At 49.5% G+C, this 17,957-nt stretch carries 15 protein-coding genes; 11 read left to right on the forward strand and 4 right to left on the reverse strand.

Annotation, left to right across the window (positions count from 1 at the left end; genetic code table 11):
• The first annotated feature begins 31 nt into the window (after nt 1–31).
• Genes V5T57_RS10010 through V5T57_RS10020 form a run of 3 tightly spaced genes read left to right on the forward strand, consistent with a single transcriptional unit; the run spans nt 32 to nt 5,033 of the window.
• The gene (locus tag V5T57_RS10010; RefSeq protein ID WP_332891066.1) at nt 32–1,573 is read left to right on the forward strand and encodes a nickel-dependent hydrogenase large subunit; all 1,542 of its coding nucleotides are present in this window, start codon (nt 32–34) and stop codon (nt 1,571–1,573) included.
• The gene (locus V5T57_RS10015) at nt 1,570–2,055 is read left to right on the forward strand and encodes a hydrogenase maturation protease (RefSeq protein ID WP_332891067.1); all 486 of its coding nucleotides are present in this window, start codon (nt 1,570–1,572) and stop codon (nt 2,053–2,055) included. Before V5T57_RS10010 ends, V5T57_RS10015 begins: the two co-directional genes overlap by 4 nt.
• Nucleotides 2,052–5,033: an EAL domain-containing protein gene (locus tag V5T57_RS10020; protein WP_332891068.1), complete on the forward strand. Its 2,982-nt coding sequence runs from the start codon at nt 2,052–2,054 to the stop codon at nt 5,031–5,033. The genes V5T57_RS10015 and V5T57_RS10020 overlap by 4 nt, the downstream gene beginning before the upstream one ends.
• A 107-nt stretch (nt 5,034–5,140) precedes the next feature.
• Here the strand turns inward: V5T57_RS10020 and V5T57_RS10025 are convergent, their stop codons facing one another.
• The gene (locus V5T57_RS10025; RefSeq protein WP_332891069.1) at nt 5,141–6,682 is read right to left on the reverse strand and encodes an SUMF1/EgtB/PvdO family nonheme iron enzyme; all 1,542 of its coding nucleotides are present in this window, start codon (nt 6,680–6,682) and stop codon (nt 5,141–5,143) included.
• Between the two features lie 189 nt (nt 6,683–6,871).
• On the opposite strand from V5T57_RS10025, the gene V5T57_RS10030 reads away from it, so the two are divergent.
• Nucleotides 6,872–7,525 carry a hypothetical protein gene (locus V5T57_RS10030; RefSeq protein WP_332891070.1) on the forward strand — a complete coding sequence of 218 codons (654 nt, stop codon included), beginning with the start codon at nt 6,872–6,874 and terminating at the stop codon, nt 7,523–7,525.
• Between the two features lie 99 nt (nt 7,526–7,624).
• On the opposite strand, the gene V5T57_RS10035 is transcribed toward V5T57_RS10030, so the two are convergent.
• Nucleotides 7,625–7,888 (reverse strand): hypothetical protein, encoded by a 264-nt coding sequence (locus V5T57_RS10035; protein WP_332891071.1) that lies wholly within the window; start codon nt 7,886–7,888, stop codon nt 7,625–7,627.
• A gap of 209 nt (nt 7,889–8,097) precedes the next feature.
• Here V5T57_RS10035 and V5T57_RS10040 point away from each other — a divergent pair, with 209 nt between their 5' ends.
• From V5T57_RS10040 to V5T57_RS10070, 7 genes are all read left to right on the forward strand, one after another.
• Nucleotides 8,098–9,699 (forward strand): peptide chain release factor 3, encoded by a 1,602-nt coding sequence (locus V5T57_RS10040; protein WP_332891072.1) that lies wholly within the window; start codon nt 8,098–8,100, stop codon nt 9,697–9,699.
• Nucleotides 9,700–9,792: 93 nt separating this feature from the next.
• Entirely contained in the window at nt 9,793–10,746 is a 954-nt protein-coding gene (locus tag V5T57_RS10045) for a hypothetical protein (protein WP_332891073.1), read from the forward strand.
• Between the two features lie 113 nt (nt 10,747–10,859).
• A complete protein-coding gene (locus tag V5T57_RS10050; RefSeq protein ID WP_332891074.1) occupies nt 10,860–11,768 on the forward strand; it encodes a hypothetical protein in 909 nt (302 codons plus the stop codon).
• Between the two features lie 305 nt (nt 11,769–12,073).
• Entirely contained in the window at nt 12,074–12,670 is a 597-nt protein-coding gene (locus V5T57_RS10055; RefSeq protein ID WP_332891075.1) for a peroxiredoxin, read from the forward strand.
• 222 nt (nt 12,671–12,892) lie between these two features.
• On the forward strand, nt 12,893–13,483 hold the full coding sequence (locus tag V5T57_RS10060) for a TerD family protein (RefSeq protein ID WP_332891076.1): 591 nt from the start codon (nt 12,893–12,895) through the stop codon (nt 13,481–13,483).
• A gap of 28 nt (nt 13,484–13,511) precedes the next feature.
• Nucleotides 13,512–14,366: an NAD(P)-dependent oxidoreductase gene (locus V5T57_RS10065; protein ID WP_332891077.1), complete on the forward strand. Its 855-nt coding sequence runs from the start codon at nt 13,512–13,514 to the stop codon at nt 14,364–14,366.
• Between the two features lie 81 nt (nt 14,367–14,447).
• A complete protein-coding gene (locus V5T57_RS10070) occupies nt 14,448–15,164 on the forward strand; it encodes a hypothetical protein (protein ID WP_332891078.1) in 717 nt (238 codons plus the stop codon).
• Nucleotides 15,165–15,567: 403 nt separating this feature from the next.
• On the opposite strand, the gene bluB is transcribed toward V5T57_RS10070, so the two are convergent.
• On the reverse strand, nt 15,568–16,275 hold the full coding sequence (gene bluB, locus V5T57_RS10075; protein ID WP_332891079.1) for a 5,6-dimethylbenzimidazole synthase: 708 nt from the start codon (nt 16,273–16,275) through the stop codon (nt 15,568–15,570).
• A 376-nt stretch (nt 16,276–16,651) separates the two neighbouring features.
• Nucleotides 16,652–17,413, reverse strand: a complete 762-nt coding sequence (locus V5T57_RS10080; protein WP_332891080.1) for a hypothetical protein — start codon at nt 17,411–17,413, stop codon at nt 16,652–16,654.
• Between the last annotated feature and the right edge of the window lie 544 nt (nt 17,414–17,957).

Consider the following 17,957-nt stretch of genomic DNA (forward strand, 5'->3'; position numbering starts at 1 on the left):
TCAGGTTGTGGGCAGAACGGTAGGATTGGTCATGGCTGAAACCGTACGCCTAAACATGAACCGGGTGGAGGGGGATCTGGAGCTGGAGGTAGATGTGGATCAAGGCAGGGTGGTGGATGCCCGTTGCATTGGTACCCTCTACCGTGGTTTTGAGCAGATTTTATTGGGACGAGATGCTCAAGACCCTTTGGCCATTACGCCGCGTATTTGTGGTATTTGTGGGACCGCACATCTTTATAGTGCGGTTATGGCGTTGGAGCAGGCTTTTGGGGTGCCGGTACCTGCCAATGCGACCCGTATACGAAATCTCTGCCTGATGGCGGAAGAGGTCCAGTCGGACTGCCGGCAAACCTTTTTAATGTTCTGCACAGATCTGGCAAGGCCGGGCTATGCATCCATACCAGGTTATGAGGATACGGCACAGGCTTTTGCGCCCTTTGCAGGGGATATTTTCCAAGAAGCTGTGGTTAATAGTCGGGACATTATAAAAATTGTAGCGCTGTTTGGTGGGCAATGGCCTCACTCTTCTTATATGGTTCCTGGTGGGGTGACATCACTATTTTCTGCTCGCCGTCTGATGGAGAGTCGCGCACTGCTCGAAAACTATATACGTTGGTTTGAAACCCGTATTCTGGGTGGGTCGCTGGAACAGTGGCAACAGGTACAGACCTACGCACAGTTTGAAACATGGCTTGAGGAAAAACCCCAGGCTGCCCTATCCCTTTTCAGTCGTGCATGCCGTCATATTGGCTTACACAGGGTGGGTATGGGTAGCCATTATTATCTCAGTTATGGCAGCTTTCCCAATCCACAAAGCTGGTCGCCACCCTATACCAAGCGACAGACACTGCGGGCGTCAGGTGTATATGATGGCAACCTTGGTGTCGTTGAACCTTTTGACCAGTCTGAGATCACTGAGGACCTCTCCCACGCTTGGTATCATGAGACCGACCCCACCCCAAAACATCCCTGGAAGGGTGAGACCCTACCGAAATATCTTCCTGAGAGTGACCGTTATAGCTGGTCTAAAGCACCACGATATAATGATCGTGTTATGCAAACCGGACCCCTTTCACAACTGCTTGTGGATGGTGATCCTTTTATTCGGGCACTGCATGGCTCAGATAAAGGTTCAGCTTGGCTAAGGCAGTTGAGTCGTTTCCAGCGACAGGCAGATACGTTATTGAAAATGCGGCAGACCCTTAATGAGTTGCAACAGCCCGATAACTTGAATGAACCTTATATGGAGCCCAGCAAGATCCATGGTGACGGACAAGGCTATGGTTTGTTGGAGGCGGCCCGTGGAAGCTTGGGGCATTGGGTGAAGATTGAGCAGGGAAAAATCAGCCACTATCAGATCGTAACCCCCACCGCTTGGAATGCCTCCCCCAGAGATGTGATCGGACGTCGGGGCCATTGGGAGGAAAGCCTGTTGGGCTTGCCGATGGAGGATGCTGATGATCCCATCATGTTGGGTCATGTCATCCGCAGTCACGACCCCTGCTTAGTCTGTACGGTACACAGTGTGAACACGGGTAAAAAGTATCGTTTTACCCCTGCGGGGTTCGCATGATCCACCTGATCGGTTTAGGGAACCCTATCCATGGTGATGATGGCTTTGGTCATGGGGTCATCCATGCGCTGAAACAGAAGGATTGGCCTGAGCAGGTACGGCTGTTAGAAGGGGGGATCATGGGCTTAGATGCCCTGCCGCTGCTGGAGGGTGCCAGTCATGTGGTCCTTATTGATTCAGCACGTGGAGGCACAGAAAAGGCAGGGTCGGTCAGTTGGCTGAGTATGGGGCAACTACTGGATCAGACCTCAGCAGACCTGCCTTTGGTCAGTCATGATTTTGGGGTAGTGGAACTGCTACGTATGTTGCCCTTTGCGCTGGAAGGTGCACCACCTAAACAGGTGGACCTTCTCTTAGGGTGGGTGGATGGGCCGCAGGTCTTTGAAAATCGCCTCTCTTCGCAGGCGCTAGAGGCGGTTGATCAAGCTGTTGTACAGCTGCAGCATTACGTTGCAAAGATGATGGTTGGAGAGTGCATGTGACCGTTGATGGGACACCGATTGAGGATGTGAAAGTCTGCACCGAGGGTGACCAGCTGCGCTGGCGTGGCATGGTGCCTATTCATCCGCTTGGTGGCCCAGAGCCGGTTGTTATTCTAATGCATGGCGATCAGCTACTGGCCATACCAGAACGGTGCCCCCACCAAGGTAACAGCCTGCTGCATGCTCATGTCGATGAGGGTGGGTATATACGGTGTCAGCATCATGGTGAACGTTTTCCCCTGTTTGGCCAGGGTGGGTTGGCCCGTACGGTGACACGGGAACATGGTGCTTTTTATCTACAGTCACAGCGACCAGAACCAACGGATGCCAGCCTGGAAGAAGCCTCCTTACAGGAATTACAACAGGAACTGTCCGCGCTGCGACAAGCCAACTTAGCCCAGCAAAAAAAGATGCATGTTACCTTGGAGCAGATGGATGGCATGCTCCAAGAAGTAGAGCGGGGCAAGCAGAGCATTGAACAGCAGAGTTTGGATCTGCGACAACTCAAAGATCTGATGGGGCGGATTAATGATGCCCTTAATGATGTGCTCTTGGTTACAGGGCCCCGTGGGCATATTCGTATGGCCAACCAGCAGGCTTTAAAAATATTGGGCTGTACTTTGGATGCTGTGGAGGGGTTAACCCTGGATCAGCTCTGTCAGGAGCAACAGATTAGGGATTTAAAAGAAAAACTTGCCATACCTGAGGGTAGTGTGCGCCCTGTGCTGTATGAGGCGATCTACCGCCATGCCGATTTTGAGGAGGAGATGTGTTTTGTGCAGCGCTCAGTTGAGGCGGCTGTAAGCCCACCTTTTTTGGTGCGGGGATCCATACTGTTTTCCGACCAAGGTAAGGAAGAGGGGTTGATCCTGTTGGCCAGTGATATCAGTAATGTTAAACGTCGGGAGATGTTGCGCAGACAGCGGGATACAGAGCAGAACTTAGCCTTGGTTCAGGGCGCGCTAGATAACCTGGGGCAGGGGGTTGCTCTTTTTGATAAATCTCGCCAATTACAGCTTTGGAATACCCTTTTTACAGATTTGCTGGCTCTTCCCACCTCCTTATGCCGTAAGGGGGTGGCCTTTGATGCGTTGCTAGCTTGGTTGTGGCAAAGGCAGGGGAAAACGGCACAAGCAGGTGATCACCCCTGGCGGAAAGAGGCAGAACGTTGGTTTGCTCAAGGGCATTGGCAAGGGGAGGTGACCTTGCTGGATGGGCGAATTTTAGCCCTAACCATACGTCCCATGCCTGAAGGTGGTTTTAATTTGGTCTTGCGGGATATTACCAGCAAGCGGTTGCAGGAAGAAAAAATCCGCAAACTTTCCTATGCGGTAGAGCAGAGCCCGACAGAGATTGTGATTACCGATACAGAGGGCATCATCGATTATGTCAACCCCACCTTTTGTCACCATTCAGGCTATAGCTTGGAAGAGGCTGTGGGGATGAAATCCTCCCTGGTACGCTCCGGTAAGATGTCAGAGGCGTTCTATGAAGATCTATGGAAAACCATTACTTCAGGTCAGAACTGGCATGGCGAGGTGCTAAATAAAACCAAAGATGGGCGGGAGTTATGGCAGTTAATGGCCATATCACCTATGCGTAATGAGCAAGGGGAGATTACCCACTATCTGGCCATTAAAGAAGATATAACAGGCATTAAAAAAGCCGAACAGCGGTTGGCCCATATGGCCACGCACGACTCCTTAACCGGGTTGCCTAACCGTAGCTATTTCAATGAAAGATTGATCATGGTGCTCAATGAGTGTCGTGAGCAGCAGCAGCGGGCTTCCTTACTCTTTTTTGATCTGGACCACTTTAAAGATGTCAATGATACCCTGGGCCATGATGTGGGGGATAAGCTTCTGCAGGCCGTTAGTCATCGTGTCTCGGACTGTCTACGCGAAGGGGACCTTGTGGCCCGCTTTGGGGGCGATGAATTTGCCATTATTCAACGGAATCTATCGGCTCGACAAGATGCCGGTCATCTGGCCGAACGGGTTCAACATGCCTTAACACAGCCTTTTCGGGAAGATGGGGCGTTGATTCATTCTGGGTGCAGTATAGGAATTGCCATGATTCCTGAGGATGGTGATCACCCAGATATCATCCTAAAAAATGCAGATATGGCCATGTACCGTAGTAAGGCCGCTAGGGATGGTCAGTATCGCTATTTTGATCAAAGCATTTCTGATGAAGTTCAGCAACGCAGAGCGTTGGAGTATGACCTTCGGCAAGCCCTTGAGCAGCATCAGTTCTCCCTGGTTTTTCAGCCTAAATTCACCTTGCTTACAGGTCAGGTCAGTGGCTTGGAAGCTTTGATCCGTTGGTATCACCCGGATAAAGGTTTTATCTCACCAGCAACCTTCATTCCTTTAGCTGAGCAGACAGGGTTAATTCTCCCCATCGGTCGCTGGGTGCTTGAACAGTGCTGTGAACAGCTTCAACTCTGGAAAAAGGCGGGTTTTGTGCTTCCCCAGGTCTCCATTAATATCTCCGCCGTTCAGCTAAAACAGGAGCCGTTGACGCCACTATTAAAGGAGCTGTTGGATCGGTATGAACTGAGTGCAGATCTCATCGAGTTGGAAATAACCGAGACCGCTTTATTAGAGAACCTGCAACAGGGCAAAGCCCAATTGTTGGCGTTACGGGCTGAGGGGTTAAGTATTGCACTGGATGATTTTGGCGTGGGGTATTCATCGCTCTCTTATCTGACGGCACTACCCATCGATAAAGTAAAAATTGATAAGAGTTTTATTGATGATGTTGCGGTCGAGAATGAACATGCGGCGGTGTGTCAGGCCATTATTCAACTGTGTCATAACCTCGGTAAGCAAGTCGTGGCAGAGGGGGTTGAGGTGCCTGAACAGAGCCAGCTACTTAAGAAGTGGGGATGTCCTGAGGTGCAGGGTTACCTCTATGCCAAGCCTGAGCAGAGGGCTGCGGTTGAAGCGCGATTAAAGCGTGTTGGTGCGCTGTAACCACCTTTATGCTATGGCTGTGAGCTCTCTTAAAAAAGGGCCCCCTGACACGTGATCAGGGGGCCTTTTTTATGCTTCATTCTTCAAGCCAGACACCCGTAAAAGGATTAAGAATCTTCCTCATCCTTGGGAATAAAGCGTGCAAAGCGAATGCCCACACCCCCACTGTTTTGCAGTTCTAAAGCATCAACCTTCGCTTGGTTTCGGCGGGCCGAACGGCAGGCTTTGGCGTTACTGCGGAAGCTCCCGCCACGGCGCACATGAATACCCTCGCGGGTTGGGTTGGCCGGGCCTGTAGGGTTGGTGACCGCGGTTGAGCTGTAGAGGGAGTAGTGATCTGAAACCCACTCCCAAACCAGCCCTAGCATGTCATGAAATCCCCAAGGGTTGGGTTTTTTGGTGCCAACAGGTTGGATCTCACCTCCCGAATTGGTAACCATCCAGGTGTAATCTTCAAGCCGTTGTTTTTTATCTTTAGGGTCAAAGAAGCAACGCCACTGCGTACCCGCTCGGCAGGCAAACTCCCACTCCGCTTCTGTGGGAATACGCAGGCGTGAACCACCGCCACCCAGCATGACCAGTTTGTCCATAAAGGTTTGGAGCTCTTCATAAACAATGGTGTCAGCCGGTAGTTGTGGTGGTTTTTCTTTATCACCAGGGGAGGCCGGGGTGCCTGCCATACGAGGGCCGCCTTCCATCACCATCTGCCACTGTGGCAAGGTGAGGGGGAATTTGCTTAACCAAAACCCATCCAGAGTAACTTGGTGGGTGGGGCCTTCATCTTTTTGGCGGCCAGGTTCGCTGTCAGGGCTGCCCATGATGAACTCTCCACCAGGTACCCAGATAAACTCCATCCCTGTGACCGGTTCAATCCAGTTTTCTTGGCGGACCAGCGTAGCAGCTTGAGCGGGGACAGCTTCATTACCCTCGGCCTTACTGCTACCCATGCCGAAGATGGGGTCATCGTCAAAGCTTGGTTCAGGTGGTGGGGGTGGGCTGTACTCTTGTAGAACCTGATCTAACTCTGCTCGGGATATGCCGGTCCAGCCCGCTTTTTTGATCAGATGAATCATGGCTTGATCCATCTTGGGGTGGGGGGGCTTATCGCAAATGGCTTCTGCTTTGGGGATCAGCCCACGGAGCGCGTCCAATTTTTTGTTGGTCTGGCTCTGACGGTTTTTATTCAGCTTTTGTGCGGCGGCTCCTGTTGACTGTGCATCGCGCTGAAAAACCCCCTGCAGAAGGTTCATGGCATCGCCAACGCTCTCCGGTTTCAGTTCAAAGGCTTTGAACTGTGCGGGTTCAGCAGCCCCTTCGGCGCGATAAAAGCAGCGCCAAATACGACCATCTGTGAGCATATGGAAAGGGGCTTGGGGGTCTAGCGTCGGGCGAATGTTTTTATCCACACTGCCCTGCGGGTGAACTTCCACCGTGCATGAGGTCTGATTTTCTAATTTTAAAAGAAAACCTGGGAACGGGTTGCCACTTCCATCGGTCTGAGGATGAACGCACTCCACCTCCATGGGGTTTTCCGTGGCCCAGCCCAAGCTTTTTAACAAGGGGCCGACCAGGGAAAAATGGATTTGCGCCGGGTTTTTGAAAGCCCGTTTGGCTTGTAGTTTAAAAATATTGGTCAAAAGGTCTTTCAAGGTCTCTATCCGTCTATTTAGGATCCTGTTTTGCCATTCTCCTGCAAACAGCCTACCATACCCATGGTCTGGGGGGGAGCGGTGACGATAAATAATTCTGGTTCAGTTTTGTGATAATGCAAGATTGAACGCCTATGATGATGATTGCAGTAGCTGTTTAGGCGCTGCTCTGTATGAAGGATTTGGTTGATGACTGAGCAAAATGGTGATGAGAATCGGGGCATCTTTAACATCCAAGTTGCCCGTGGCAAGGAGTTTGCCCAGGAAAAAGGGTTGGCGGAAGAGGCAGAAGAGGGTGGGCGTTCTCCCGAAGAAGATTGGGCGATTAACGTCAATGCGGTGACTCAGCTCTCTAAGGCTGGTCAGTGGGAGCGAGTCTTTGACACCCTGGTTTACCTCTCTACCCGTGAGAGCAACCCAAAAGTGCATGCAGCCATGGGGCAGCGTATCTGGGTAGCACTAAAGGCAGAGATCGATATTCTGGATGTCACCACCTCCCTCTCTGCCTTACAAACCATGTTGGGCGAAAAGCATATTTTAGCGGGGCCTTTGGCTTCGTTGGCTAACTTAGTCTGCCAGAATAAAGGTTTAGAAGATCCAGAGCATCCTATTGCGGTCAATCAAGTTCAACAGATGTTTGAACTGGCTGCTAAAGAGGGGGCAGGTGTTGAAGGAGAAGAGGCCTTTAAAGCTTGGGTGGCGGACAATAAGTTGGACCAGCCTGATCACTTTATCCCGTTTGTCATGGAGATGATCGAGCATATGGTGGGGCAGGATTGGTGGTTTAGCCGTGAGTCGCTACAGGAAGATCTAGACAACTATCACGCACAAAAAGAGAGCTGATTAAGGCTTGATCATTCAGCAGTTTTTGTTAGTGTTTTAACAAAAAAGAGGGAGGCATGGTTATGTCTCCCTCTTTTTTTGTGCGGCTACTTTGATGGCTTAACCGGGGGTGGAAGCCCACTGCTTACAGTAGCTGCGGTATTCTGTAATGGCTGTATCGACGATAAATCGTACACGATCTGGATTTTCAGGATCTGCGTAATTGTACCAAGCTTTGGTGCTCTCCTTGCCCGAGGGCAGGGTGTAGCTTAGCCCGGATTCAATATGGCGTGTCACTTTCTCTGCCAAAAAACGGATACCAATTTCCATGTGGCGGCTTTGTGTGGTTAGCCACTCACTGAAGCTTAACAGTCTATTTTCCAAGGTTTTTCTCCCCCTAAAACCTCACAATATGGTGAGGTTGGACATTAAATTTCAAGATATCAGTAGTTGATAATGCAAGAAATAGGCCGTTGTTTGGGTTGAGGGGGGTGGTGTAAGCTTTTTTCTTATGTGCAGGTAGGATGATTGTGCTTAAGCAAGACAACGACTATGCTTGGCGGCTATCGAATAACTGAGTAAGGAGCTGTATCGTGTCCCATGCCCCTGGAGAGCTGGCGGAAATTATTGAAAGACGCCGCACTTTCGCCATTATTTCCCACCCGGATGCGGGTAAAACCACCCTGACAGAAAAGCTGTTGTTGTTTGGTGGTGCCATTCAGATGGCGGGTGCCGTTAAAGCCCGTGGTGAACAGCGCCGGGCGACCTCGGACTGGATGAAGGTGGAAAAAGAGCGGGGTATTTCGGTGACAGCTTCGGTGATGACCTTTGAGTATGGTCAGCACACCTTCAACTTGCTGGATACACCCGGACACGCGGATTTTAGTGAAGACACCTACCGCACGCTAACCGCTGTTGACTCAGCCGTTATGGTGTTGGATGCCGCAAAGGGTATTGAAACACAGACGCGTAAGCTGTTTGAAGTGTGCCGTCTACGAGATATCCCTATTACGACCTTTATTAACAAGCTAGACCGTGAGGGGCAGGACCCTTTTGCCTTGCTTGATGAGGTTGAACAAGCTTTGGCATTGGAGGTTACCCCGGCCAGTTGGCCCATTGGTATGGGGCGTAACTTTGTAGGGTGTTACGACCTATTCAACGATCAGTTGTTGTTTATGGAAAAAAGCCGTGATCGCGTGACCGAGACGGTACAGTGCCAGGGGTTGGATGATCCAAAGATTGATGAGTTGCTCTCAGAAGATCTGGCTGAAAAACTGCGGGAAGATGTGGAGATGGCCCGGGCGTTATGCCCTCCGTTTGATCTTAAAGCTTACCGAGAGGGCACTTTGACACCGGTCTACTTTGGCAGTGCGATCAATAATTTTGGTGTGCAGGAGCTTTTAGAGGGCATTGGTAAACACGCTCCTTCTCCCCGTACCCAAAAAGCCCAGGAACGGGATGTAGAGCCTGCGGAAGATAAGTTCAGTGGTTTTGTCTTCAAAATTCAGGCAAACATGGATCCCAAGCATCGGGATCGTATTGCATTTTTCCGTATCTGTTCGGGTAAGTTTGAGCGGGGCATGAAAGCCAAACATGTACGTTCACAAAAAACCCTGAATTTGCATAATCCCGTACTGTTCCTGGCTCAAGACCGCGAACGGGCAGAGCAAGCTTATGCTGGCGATATCTTGGGCATTCCCAACCATGGCAACCTACGTATTGGCGATACCCTGACCGAAGGGGAACTTATTCAGTACACAGGTATTCCAAGTTTTGCCCCTGAAATGCTGCGTAAGGTGCGACCGGATGATCCTATGAAGGCGAAGCATCTTGGTCGAACCTTGGTACAGCTGGGGGAGGAGGGGGCCGCACGTGTCTTTAAGGCCAACCTTGGTGGTGACTGGATTATCGGTGTCTTGGGGGCGTTGCAGTTTGAAGTGTTGGGGGACCGTATTCGAACAGAATACAGTATTCCCGTTCATTATGAGGCGACCCAGCTTCATACCGCACGCTGGGTTGAAGCAGATGATCATCGCATGCTCAAGCAGTTTGTTGATCGCCAGCAGGCAGATATGGCTGAAGATCATGATGGCGCTCCGGTTTTCCTGGCACGTAATGCTTGGCACCTGAATACCGCTCAAGAGAATTTTCCTGAGGTCCGGTTCTTAAAAACCAAAGAGCAGACCGTTGGTTAAGCGTTAATCCGCCTAGCCTAGGTGGTTAAAGCTGGCTCTTTTAGGTGATGGGGTGCGCAAGATGTTTTTCTATCGAATTAAAAGGCGACCATTGTGAAAAAACGCACCCGTAAATTACCAGCCAGAGCACCGGCAACCCAGGATGAACCATTATCCCTGGTCGGTGTGCCTGACGTTCAAGTACCAGAGCCTGAGGAGGAGGTGGTCAAAAAACCAAGGCCGCCCTTTCAGTTGACGCTACTGCTAGCGCAACCTTGTGTGCCAACGGCAGCCATGATCACGCAGGCACTGCAGCAATCATTACCCCCTCAGCTTTTTGAGCAGATCATGGAGGAAGGGGATGGTTCTGTCTCACTACGCTGTTTTGGGCGTCGCTACCAGATCCACGCTGTGGATCAGCCTATGGCGCAGGATCGTTTTACCGAAGCACTTTCCCATGCTACAGAAGATAAAGAGCTCTCCAGTTTGGTCGCACAGCACCAAGCCCATTGGGGTGTGCGGCAAGTGGGGGAGCTGAGTAATGATAGTTTGGGTGCCTCTATAACGGCTGCCGTTCAGTTAATGCACCTGTCTGCTTTTGTCGCAGGGGGGCTAAAAGACCATGTGCAGGCCATGGGGGTCTATTGGGACTCCAGTGAAATGCTGGTGAGTTGGGCAGACTATCAAGATCAGGTGGATGATACCTTTGCCGCCATGGAAAAACAGGCGCAAGACGATGAAGAAGCCGCCAAACTGTTGCCCGATACCTTGTGGATAGGGCTTCATGTTGAAGATCGCCCTGAAGGGGGCTGGTGTCTGAGTAAGGGGTTAGAACTGTTTACTGGATACGAATGGGAGATGACCGTACCCCATTGGGACTATCAGCAAGTCGCGGCATTTATGATGTTGGCGGTGCGGTATGTTTACCGTACGGGGCATGTCTTACGTAAAGGTGAGATGGTGGGACTGTCCGATGATATGGTGAAGTATTTCAGTATGCAGGCGTGCCCCCTAACGGATACCGAGCAAGCTCTCCGTTTTGCCTTGGTGCCGACACCTGCGGGTTGAACTGTTAAGTTAAGTATGTAAGGTTTTTGGCGCATTCGTAAAGAACGGCTCTGGGTAGGAGTCGTTCTTTTTCTATGTGCCTTTGATGCTCTCTTTGAATTTAGGTGAAAGTGATGTCTGATAAATTACCGGAAGTTACGCAACCTTCCTGCACAACAGGTGACGAGACAAGCCCTGTGCCTAGCTCAGCAACCACTTTTTTACAGACCCTTCTTCTTGGTCAGAATGTGGATCCAACTCGAGCTATGCTGGAACAGGCACTCTCTCACTATCTACCCGCAGAAGCGTTTGAGATTATTGCCAGCGCCCATGACGAAGAGGGCGGATCAGCCATTGTGAAATGTATGGGGCGTACCTATGCGATTATGCCTCTGGATCAGCCGATGGCTGAGGATAGTTTTGAAAAAATTTTGAATTATGGCCCACAAGGTGAGGCTTTGCGGGAGCTGGTGACCAGCCATCAAGGGCATTGGATTGTTTCTGAACTGTCGGGTGGGCAGGGCAGTGGCTTGGAAGAGACCATCTCTGCTGGGGTTGGTCTTATGCACTTCTGTGCTTTTTTGGGGGATGGGTTGCAGGAGAAGATCCAACCTTTGGGGGCTTTTTGGAACCATAGCGGTATGCTCTGTTCCTGGGCAGAGTATTTGGGGTATGCCAATCAGATCTTTACCGCCATGGAAAAGCAGCAGGAAGGGGACCCTGAAGCATCATCGTATCTACCCGAAACGCATTGGATTGGTTTTCACGCCTCGGACCTTGAAACAGGTGGGTGGTGTGAAACCGTCGGTTTGTCTCTGTTTACAGGATATGAGCTGGAGATGACCGTGGCGGCTTGGTCTTATGAGCAGTCGGCTTCTTATGTGCGTTTGGCCATACGGGAGATTTTTCAGACAGGGCGCATACTGCACGATACCGAGAAGTTGGTATTGAATGGCCAGACTACGGAGGCTTTTCAGGTTCAATTGCAACCTGTCGTCTCGGAGCAACCTTTAAGGTTGGCATTGCTCCCTGTCTCCACGTAATCCATTCAGCTTGGCGCTAACGGCGTTGGAGCTTACATTTCCTGGCCGCTTTCTGATATTTATTGTTCTTGTTTAAGTGTATGATAAATATTGATAAATGTGGATAGTGTGAAGCTATTGAATGTATAGTCTTATCCTATGCTAAAAAAAAGCAGGTTAGGGGAAAATTATTGTTGACCGATCAACATTCTTGTTTGTATCTTGTCTTTCGACGCGGCAAGTTGTTGCGTACTTAAACTTTGTTAAATATCCCCGTAATGGGGTTTTGGATTTTTCTTTTTTACTGATGTATAGGGAGTTTTCCGATGAGCGTTCTGGTAACCAAGCAAGCCCCAGATTTTAAAGCGACAGCCGTCATGGCTGACAACTCTTTTGAAGAGATCTCCATGTCGGATTACAAGGGCAAGTACGTCGTACTGTTCTTCTATCCCTTGGACTTCACATTTGTTTGTCCTTCAGAGCTGATTGCTTTTGATCACCGCTTGGCTGAGTTCGAAAAGCGCAACGTTCAAGTGCTGGGTTGCTCCGTCGATTCCCACTTCAGCCACTTGGCTTGGAAAAATACCGAAGTCAACAATGGTGGTATCGGTCAGGTTAAGTATCCTCTGGTTGCAGATCTGAACAAGCAGATCGCCCGCGACTATGATGTCCTGTTCAACGATGCTATTGCGCTGCGCGGTTCTTTCCTTATCGACAAAGAGGGTGTGGTACGCCACCAGGTCGTTAATGATCTGCCTTTGGGTCGTAACATCGACGAAATGCTGCGTATGATCGATGCTCTGCAGTTCACTGAAGAGCACGGCGAAGTATGCCCCGCAGGTTGGAAAGATGGTGATGCCGGTATGGAAGGCTCCACTGAAGGTGTGGCTAAGTACCTGGAAGCTCACGCTTCTAAGCTGTAAGCCTCACTTTACAGTGTGTTGAATAAAAAACCGCCCCTATTTAGGGGCGGTTTTTTTATGAAAAGTATTAGGGTTTCTTCTCATGGATTGTGGCTGTTCATACTTTTTGGATTGTTTCGCGGTTACATAGGGTTGGGATCTTTGTTAAGCTGTACAAAGAGTATGGGACAGGGGTCTGTGTAGGGTGTCAAAAGCTGGACACGCCAAGGAGGCGAAAAGCGGATGTCGACACAATTGCAGTTAGATGAAGATTTCTTTCTTACCCATGAGGGTAAGGCGGTTTCATCCTTTGAGCTATGGTACCAGTGGGAGCGGGATGAAGAGGCCAGTGCACAGATGATGGATATGGATATCTCTGCCGTCATGCTGGGTATGGAAGAGCGTATGCTCATTGATGGGCAGATGATTTTCTTTAACAACCAAGAGTCTCCTTGTGGATCTATTGTGCATATGGGAGATGATCAGGCCAATGAAAGCCGTAGTGCAGAAGAGCGCATGAATATTCGGCTTGAGAGCATACCTGACGATATTGTACAGATTGTTTTTTCAGCGACCATACCACAAGAGGATATCCCTAAAAGTCACTTGGGTATGCTGCGTCGAGCCCATTTTGGTCTGGTGCTACCAGGCCGTGAGCCCATAGAGCTGGCTCATCGTGAAATCCACCCTGGTGGTGAGGGTGAGTACGGTTGGTTGTTAGGTTTGTTGTACCGCAGTGAAGGTGATTGGATCTTCCGTGCTGTGCGTGAAACATTGCCAGAGGGTATGGGAACCTTGTTGGACCACTTTGCGGTGGTACACGGTAACTATTAAGTTGTGGTACAGCCTCAAGGGGGCAGGTATGAAAGTTGGTGTGATCGGTCTGGGGGCGATGGGCTGGGGTATGGCCATGAATCTGCATCGGGCCAACTTATTGGAGGCTGTCTGGAACCGTACCATCAGCCGAGCGGGTGCTTTTGAGCAGGAAAGTGGTGTAGCTGTGGCTACCGACCCCGCCACACTGGCAGGACGTTGTGAGGTGATCCTTACCTGTGTGTCTGAAGATAAAGATCTCTTTGAGGTTATGGAAAAACTATTACCAGGATTAACGCCTGGTAAAATTGTGGTGGATTGCTCCACCGTAGATCCTCAAACAGCCATAAGCTGTGCCGAACAGCTCAGCTCAAGAGGGGTCCTTTTTTTAGATGCACCTGTGACAGGTGGTGTTGAAGGGGCAAAAAAAGGCACGCTTTCCATGATGGTTGGTGGTGATAAAGATGCGCTGGAGCTGATTGGGGCTCTATTAAAACCCATGACGTCCCAAGTCACTCATATGGGGCCTGTAGGGTCTGGCCAGGTTGCCAAAGCGGTGAATCAGGTGATGGTGGCTGGGGTGAATCAAGCGGTCACGCAGGCGCTGGCTTTGGGGGATGCGCTTAGCCTACCCATGGATAAATTGATTCATGCTGTACGTGGTGGTGCTGCGGGTAACTGGTTTTTAGAACACCGGGGTTCCACCATGGTCGCAGATCAGTTTCCTGCAGGGTTTAAAGTAGCCCATCACCTTAAGGATCTGCGCATCTGTCACACCATGACAGCTCAATCTGGGCTTGACGACACCTTTCTTTCTGACACCATGGGTGCTTATGAACAGCTTATTGAACAAGGTCATGGTGAAGAGGATATCTCCGCACTCTATCGGCTAAAACGTAAATAGGCGCAGTTCCTGCACAGATACCCTTGGTAAGAGCCTGTCATCGTTGGCGGGTTGGTTCTTCTGGTATCCAAGGATAGCACCATGCTCCATCTACGTTTGCTTTTGGTCTTTGTTGCGCTGCTTTTTCCGTTGTATGCCCACAGTGGTGATATGGCCAAAAAGCTTCAGCAAGCTTTGCTTAGTCAGCCTGGGCTTGAGCTCTTTCCCTTTCAGGTTCAGCAAGTGAAAGGTCGAAAGGTTCGGGTTGAAGTTTTAGACCAGAATCGATGGGGCGCTATGCTGGGGGCCAAAGCCAGTCAACAACAGGCGGTGCAGATGGCCTATCGCCAACAGCGTCAGGTTCTGGCAAACGCTGTACGGCAACAACAGGGCAGTGATACACAAGTTCTGTTCCGCGCCTTACACTCGGGGCAGAACGCCCAAATTTTTACCCGAGTTTATGATCAAAAGCGTCAAGGGCGGGCGGGTGCTGGTGTAACCGTGCAGGCTATCTTCCGCCATACGGACCCTCGCATCATGGCTGCACTCCCTTTTACGGTGAAGCTAAAGTCGGGTACAGCCACTTTGACGGTACTTAACCCCGAACACTCTCCTCGCCCTCGTTTGGCACAAAAAGTTCTTGACCATAACCACTTCCAAAAAGCTCTGGTACAACTCCCAGGTATTAAGAGTGTTCGTATCCAGCAGAGTTCTCAACCGTATCGGGCGCGTTTTCAATCGATGTTGGGCCAGATCCGCAAACAGGGTGGCTTGCAGCAGGTTGAGCAGTCTTTGAAGGCTGTTATACAAAAAAGCTAATAGAGGTAGGGTTAAACATTGAGCCGTGTCTCTTCATTACTACATAGCGCTCACTCTTTACATTTTTACTTAGCATAAAATGCAGATCCAATAATTGGGTATGAGAGTGTTGGATCTGCCCCATGTTCTGTTCCTCTCGAACACGTTTTATCGGGATGTTGAGCAGGTTTGTCGCAGGCCAAAGCTGTCATGCTTATAAGTCCGCGCACAAAAGCGAAGGGTTATTGGTGTTTGAAATGCAGGATGGTCTTTAGGTGCTCTTTGGTTTATTAAATCGCTGCTTTTAGCGGCCAAGCTCTAGATTATCCCGAAAGTGTGGAGGGGGCTTAGGTTCTGTCTGTCAGGCGTTGCCACATTATGGTGATTGGGTTTTGAGCACTGTCATCTCAATACGGCACTGTTTTTACGGGATTAAGCGTTGTTGTTGTTCGTGCAAAGCTTGAGTCAAGCTCTCTTCACTTTGCTGTTCACCCCACTGATCATAATAGATCAAAGAGGCTGGGTCCAAGCGCTGTCGCCACCCCTTTTGAGCCAGTTCAGGTGTCTCATGAAAGTGAGAGACATAACCGATGCACAGATAAGCAACGGGTACGATATTGTCCTTTTGGATATTTAAAATCGATTTTAACGCATCTGGGTCTACAATGCTGACCCATCCAACCCCAACATCCTCAGCCCGAGCTGCAAGCCATAAATTTTGGACGGCACAGACGCTACTGTACAGATCTGTTTCCGGCATATGTGTACGGCCTAAGACAACAGGTCCACAGCGATCACGATCACAGGTGATGCAGAGATTGATTGGTGCTTCCATGATGCCTTGCAGTTTTAAGCTGCGGTACATCTGTGCCCGTTCATTTTCAAACTTCTCGGCAGCTTCAGAATTAGCTTTTTCAAAAGCTTGATGCATCTGCTGCTTAACCTTTTGATCCCGAATTACCAGAAAATTCCAAGGTTGCATAAAACCAACTGAAGGGGCGTGGTGAGCTGCAAGTAATAGCCGGCTTAAGACATCATCCGGAATGGGGTCGGGAAGAAACTCACTACGAACATCACGACGTTTAAAAATGGTCTCATAGATTGCATGCTGCTGTTGGGGCGTAAAGGACATGAGTATAACCCGTTGGTGTCGCCTGGAAGGTGCGGGCGTTCCCGCCCCAAAGGTGTGGAACTTATCGCAGAAAGTAATGTGAATAGAAAGTCTAGCGGTGGGGGATGGTACAGATCAAAGGTAAAAAAGCAGACAAGTGATGAGAACAAAATTATTTATCACTTATAAATAAAAAAAGGCGTGGCTTTTAGGCCACACCTTTACGCTCGGTCGGGAGCGTTTAAGCAAATATCGAATAAAAAAATGAAAACAGTGCCTCATGGATCGCATGAGTAGAGAAAAAAATCAAATAAAATCCCACATTAGTCGGTAAAAAAAACTGATTTATCGAAAAAGTGTCCGTAAAACAGATGTCCCGCCTGAAGGATGTACCGTGTTACTGGTGTAGTTCAGCGGTGTCCCATCCTTTAAACTGCATGCCTTCTACGGTTGCACGTACCTTTCCTGACCAACTGGAAGAGATGTTGTTCAGGCTGGCTGCAAAGGGTCGTCTTTCACCTGGGGCTATGGGTTTTTCCACATCTCCAAGCACCCCCCCAGCCACCACCAGAGGATTGATGGTGCGCTGTTCGACTGGTTTGTCATTGCGGTCTAAAAATTCCATCACGACCCGTGCTCCCGTTAGCGCATGTTCGCCACTGTTGGATAGAGAGGATAAAGCCCGGCGTTCCCCCTTTGGCGCAGGTGGATAATGATTGCTGGAAGAGCCAACACGAATGTTCTCTAGCCGGATGCCCTGAACTACAGGTTGTTGATCACTCTGTTGTCCACCCTGACTGGCATTTTGGCTTGAAGCTGCTTGTGAATGGTTTTTAGAGGCACGGCTGCTCTTTCGTGAGGCTCGACTCTTTTTGCCGGTTATGGCGACCTCATCACGTTTTTTGGACTCTTTGACCTCTTTGCTATCTTTTTCCATTTCAACGGTCTGGTTGACTCGGTCTCCCAGATCAAACGCATTTTCCATGGAGAGAAAACCCATGAGGTAGAGCGTTGTTCCACCAATCATAAAAAGGAGCACAGAAAACAGGCCAATGGCTTGACCACGGGTTATGCCAAAACGAGTCATCCCGCCTGATTCGGAATCATCTTCCTCATCATACGATTCAAGTTCTTCAATGGAATCATCTGTTGCGTTCATATGTCGCCGCCTGTGCCGAGTGCCAAAACCAACCCAATTATAGGTAATTTATGATCTGTTTTGAACGAAAAACGGTGTGCTTATACGAAAATAGGCAAACTTGTCATTACTCATCGGAGTGATTAGATTTAGTCATTAGTAAAAAGTTCCAGATTAATAGGGTTTTATAGAGATTAAGAGGGATGTTTAACCTGCAAAAGAGAGTGGGTGTTTAATACCTGCATGATCGAATATAAAAAAGGTGTGAATAATGTTTTTCGAAATATAAAAACATCTCGTTTAATTATAAAAGCATGGCTGTAAATCCTGCTTATATCATTACCATAAAATAAAGTGTGGTCTCTGTAGGATGAAATGCAAAAGCACGTACATGGAGCGATAAACGAGGTAAAAAAATGGATTGATTAAAGCGGTATCCCATTTATATCATTTATGTGGAGAGCTTTAATTGAGGCCCATAGCTTAAAGTCAATAAGCGTTGATGAATGAACACGCTGGAGGGTTCTCTACGGCTTAGACGATCAAAAGAAATGGTTCGGGTTGT

Origin of the sequence: Magnetococcus sp. PR-3 (genome assembly GCF_036689865.1) — a bacterium.
Classification (GTDB): Bacteria; Pseudomonadota; Magnetococcia; order Magnetococcales; family Magnetococcaceae; genus Magnetococcus.